At 62.1% G+C, this 3,114-nt stretch carries 3 protein-coding genes; 1 reads left to right on the plus strand and 2 read right to left on the minus strand.

All coding sequences use genetic code 11. The features are described 5' to 3' along the window. Both ACMLHZ_RS08595 and ACMLHZ_RS08600 read right to left on the minus strand, forming a co-directional pair. A partial coding sequence (locus tag ACMLHZ_RS08595; protein WP_418667337.1) for an NAD-dependent epimerase/dehydratase family protein occupies positions 1-508 on the minus strand: 508 nt, incomplete at its 3' end. A gap of 48 nt (positions 509-556) precedes the next feature. Further along, entirely contained in the window at positions 557-1,603 is a 1,047-nt protein-coding gene (locus ACMLHZ_RS08600) for a polysaccharide biosynthesis protein (RefSeq protein WP_418667338.1), read from the minus strand. A 198-nt stretch (positions 1,604-1,801) separates the two neighbouring features. On the opposite strand from ACMLHZ_RS08600, the gene pepT reads away from it, so the two are divergent. Then, positions 1,802-3,019, plus strand: a complete 1,218-nt coding sequence (gene pepT, locus ACMLHZ_RS08605; RefSeq protein ID WP_418667339.1) for a peptidase T — start codon at positions 1,802-1,804, stop codon at positions 3,017-3,019. Positions 3,020-3,114 lie beyond the last annotated feature (95 nt).

The raw sequence follows: 3,114 nt of genomic DNA on the forward strand, positions 1-3,114 counted from the left end.
AACCCGGGTCGCGCACGGTGAGGGGAAGGCCGTGGGCCGCGTTGTGGCAAAAAGTGGCAACCACGCTGTTGTAGTTGGGGCGGCACCACTTGCCGAAGACCCCCGGCAGCCGGAACACGTATACCGGTGCGCCGGCGCGCTGGCCGTGCGCAAACACCGCTTCCTCGGCCTGGGCCTTGCTGCGGCCGTAGTCGTTGTTGAGTTCGGCCTGGGTGCTGCTGGTCACCAGCACCGGGGCGGGGTTTTGCGCCTCTTCCAGAAAGCTGAGCAGGGTGTCGGTAAGGCCTGCGTTGCCGGCGTAAAATTCGCCGGGGTCCTTGGGGCGGTTGATGCCCGCCAGGTGATACACAAACGCCGCCTGCCGCGCGTACCGGCGCAGGGTGTCGGGCGTGTCGGCTTTTTCGAACAGCAGCAGGTTCCCGTAGCCCTGCTGGCGCAGGACGGCCACCAGGTTTTTGCCGATAAAGCCGCCCGCGCCGGTGATCAGGATGGGTGCGTTTTTCTGCATAGTGTATTTTCCTTATCGCTGCGCCCCGCAGGGGCGGTGATGGGGGCCTTATTTGCCCCAGTTAGCAAGCTCGGCCTTCACGTAATCGGTGGTCAGAAGCTTTGCCACGGTTTCGTCCACGTTCAGGCGGCGGGTGTTGTGGCTGGTATAGCTCTCGTCTGCCTGGGTCTCCACCTGGCCCTTTACCACGAACTTGTCGTAGTTCAGGTCGCGCCCGTCGGCGGCCACGCGGTAGTAGCCGCCCATGTCCTCGCTGCGCACCCGCTCCTCGCGGGTCATCAGGGTTTCGTACAGTTTTTCGCCGTGCCGGGTGCCGATGATCTGGGTGCCGGTGTTGCCGAAAAGCTGCTGCATGGCCTGGGCCAGCACCCCGATGGTGGAGGCGTCGCTTTTTTGAACGAACAGATCGCCCGGGTTTGCGTGCTCGAACGCAAACTGCACCAGATCCACCGCTTCGTCCAGGTTCATCAAAAAGCGGGTCATATCAGGGTTTGTGATGGTGATGGGCTTGCCCGCGCGGATCTGTTCCACAAACAGGGGAATCACGCTGCCACGGCTGGCCATCACGTTGCCGTAGCGGGTGCAGCAGATGGTGGTGTCGGCCGCGTTTACGGTGCGGGCCTTGGCGCCGATGACCTTTTCCATCATGGCTTTGGAGATGCCCATGGCGTTGATGGGATAGGCGGCCTTGTCGGTGGAGAGGCAGACCACCTTTTTTACCCCCGCGTCGATGGCGGCGGTGAGCACGTTGTCGGTGCCAACCACGTTGGTGCGCACGGCCTCCATGGGGAAGAACTCACAGCTGGGAACCTGTTTGAGCGCCGCGGCGTGAAAGATATAATCCACCCCGCGCACCGCGCTTTTCACGCTGTCGGGGTTGCGAACGTCGCCGATGTAAAAGCGCAGCTTGCCCGCCAGCTCCGGATGCTGCTGCTGGATCTGGTGGCGCATGTCGTCCTGCTTTTTTTCATCGCGGCTGAAAATGCGGATCTCGCCGATGTCGGTGGCGAGAAAATGCTTGAGCACCGTATTGCCAAAACTTCCGGTGCCGCCGGTGATGAGCAGGGTCCTGCCGGTAAAATAATTGTTCGCCATTCAAAAGGCCTCCTGTAAGGTGAATGTGGGCGCCGCCCCGGGACGGCGAAAAGCCAAAGCCATATACGATAACAAATATATCATAAAACAACCATTTTTCCAAGTGCTGGGACAAACTTTGCGCAGGGGGCGCCGCCCTTTCTATTTTGGCCCGGCTGTGCTACAATAACGATAGTTTGATAAAAAGGAGGCGCACCCATGCGCGCATATGAACGCTTTTTAAAATACGTCCAGGTGTATACCACCTCCAGTGAGACCAGCGAAACCCACCCCACCACCGCCCGCCAGTTTGACCTGGCCCGGCAGCTGGAGGCCGAGATGAAGGAACTGGGCCTTGAGGACGTGCGGGTGGACCGGCACGGTTATGTGTATGGCTTTTTGCCCGCAACCCCGGGCTGCGAGGCAAAGCCCGCCATCGGGCTGATCGCCCACATGGACACCTCGCCCGACGCGCCGGGCGAACACGTGAAGCCCCAGGTGCACAAAAATTACGACGGCGGCGACGTGACATTCCCCGCCACCGGCGAGGTGATGGCGGTGGCAAGCTTCCCCGAGCTGGCAAACTGGAAGGGCCAGACCCTGATCACGGCGGACGGAACGACCCTTCTGGGGGCGGACGACAAGGCCGGCATCTCCGAGATCCTGACCGCGGTGGAGCGCCTTTTGGCCGAGGGGCGGCCACACGGCCGGGTGTGCGTTGGGTTTACGCCGGACGAGGAGGTGGGCCAGGGCGCCGACCTGTTCGACGTGGAGGGCTTTGGGGCCGACTACGCCTACACGGTGGACGGCGGCGACGTGGGCGAGCTGGAATACCAGAACTTCAACGCCGCGGCGGCGGTGTTCACGGTGCACGGCTTCTCGGTGCATCCGGGCAGCGCCAAGGGACTGATGAAAAACGCCCAGGTCATGGCCATGGAGCTGCACGCCCTGCTGCCCGAAAACGAGACCCCCGCGACCACCGAGGGTACCGAGGGCTTTTATCACCTCACCAGCATGACCGGCCAGGTGAGCGAGGCGAAGCTCGGCTACATCGTGCGGGATCACGACAAGCAGAAATTTGAGGCGCGCAAGGAATTTTTGCGCGGCGTGGCCCAGCAGATGAACCGCAAGTACGGCCCCGGAACGGTGGAGCTGCAATTGCGTGACAGCTATTACAACATGGAAGAACAGATCAAGCCCCACTTCCACCTGATCGAGAACGCGCAAAAGGCCATGCGCGCCGCGGGCGTGCCGCCCCGCATCGTGCCCATCCGGGGGGGCACGGACGGCGCCCGCCTTTCCTACATGGGGCTGCCCTGCCCGAACCTGGGCACCGGGGGCTTCAATTTCCACGGCCCCTGCGAGTACATCACCGCGGAAAAGATGGACCAGAGCGTGGAGATCCTGTTGAATATCCTGGGCATCTACGCGGAGTAAAGGCAGGCGGCCGGAACGTTTGCAGCGATCCAAAAACGGCGGGGGCGGGGCCCATTAATGGGTTCCGCCCCCGCCGTTTCGTTCTGTTATGAAAA

The sequence above is a fragment of the Allofournierella sp. genome (genome assembly GCF_048388525.1).
In the GTDB taxonomy this organism is placed as follows: domain Bacteria; phylum Bacillota; class Clostridia; order Oscillospirales; family Ruminococcaceae; genus BQOK01.

Excerpts from the sequence above, each read along its gene's own strand:
- ACMLHZ_RS08600 (WP_418667338.1), bottom strand. The coding sequence starts at position 1,603 with ATGGCGAACAATTATTTTACCGGCAGGACCCTGCTCATCACCGGCGGC.
- pepT (WP_418667339.1), top strand. The coding sequence starts at position 1,802 with ATGCGCGCATATGAACGCTTTTTAAAATACGTCCAGGTGTATACCACC.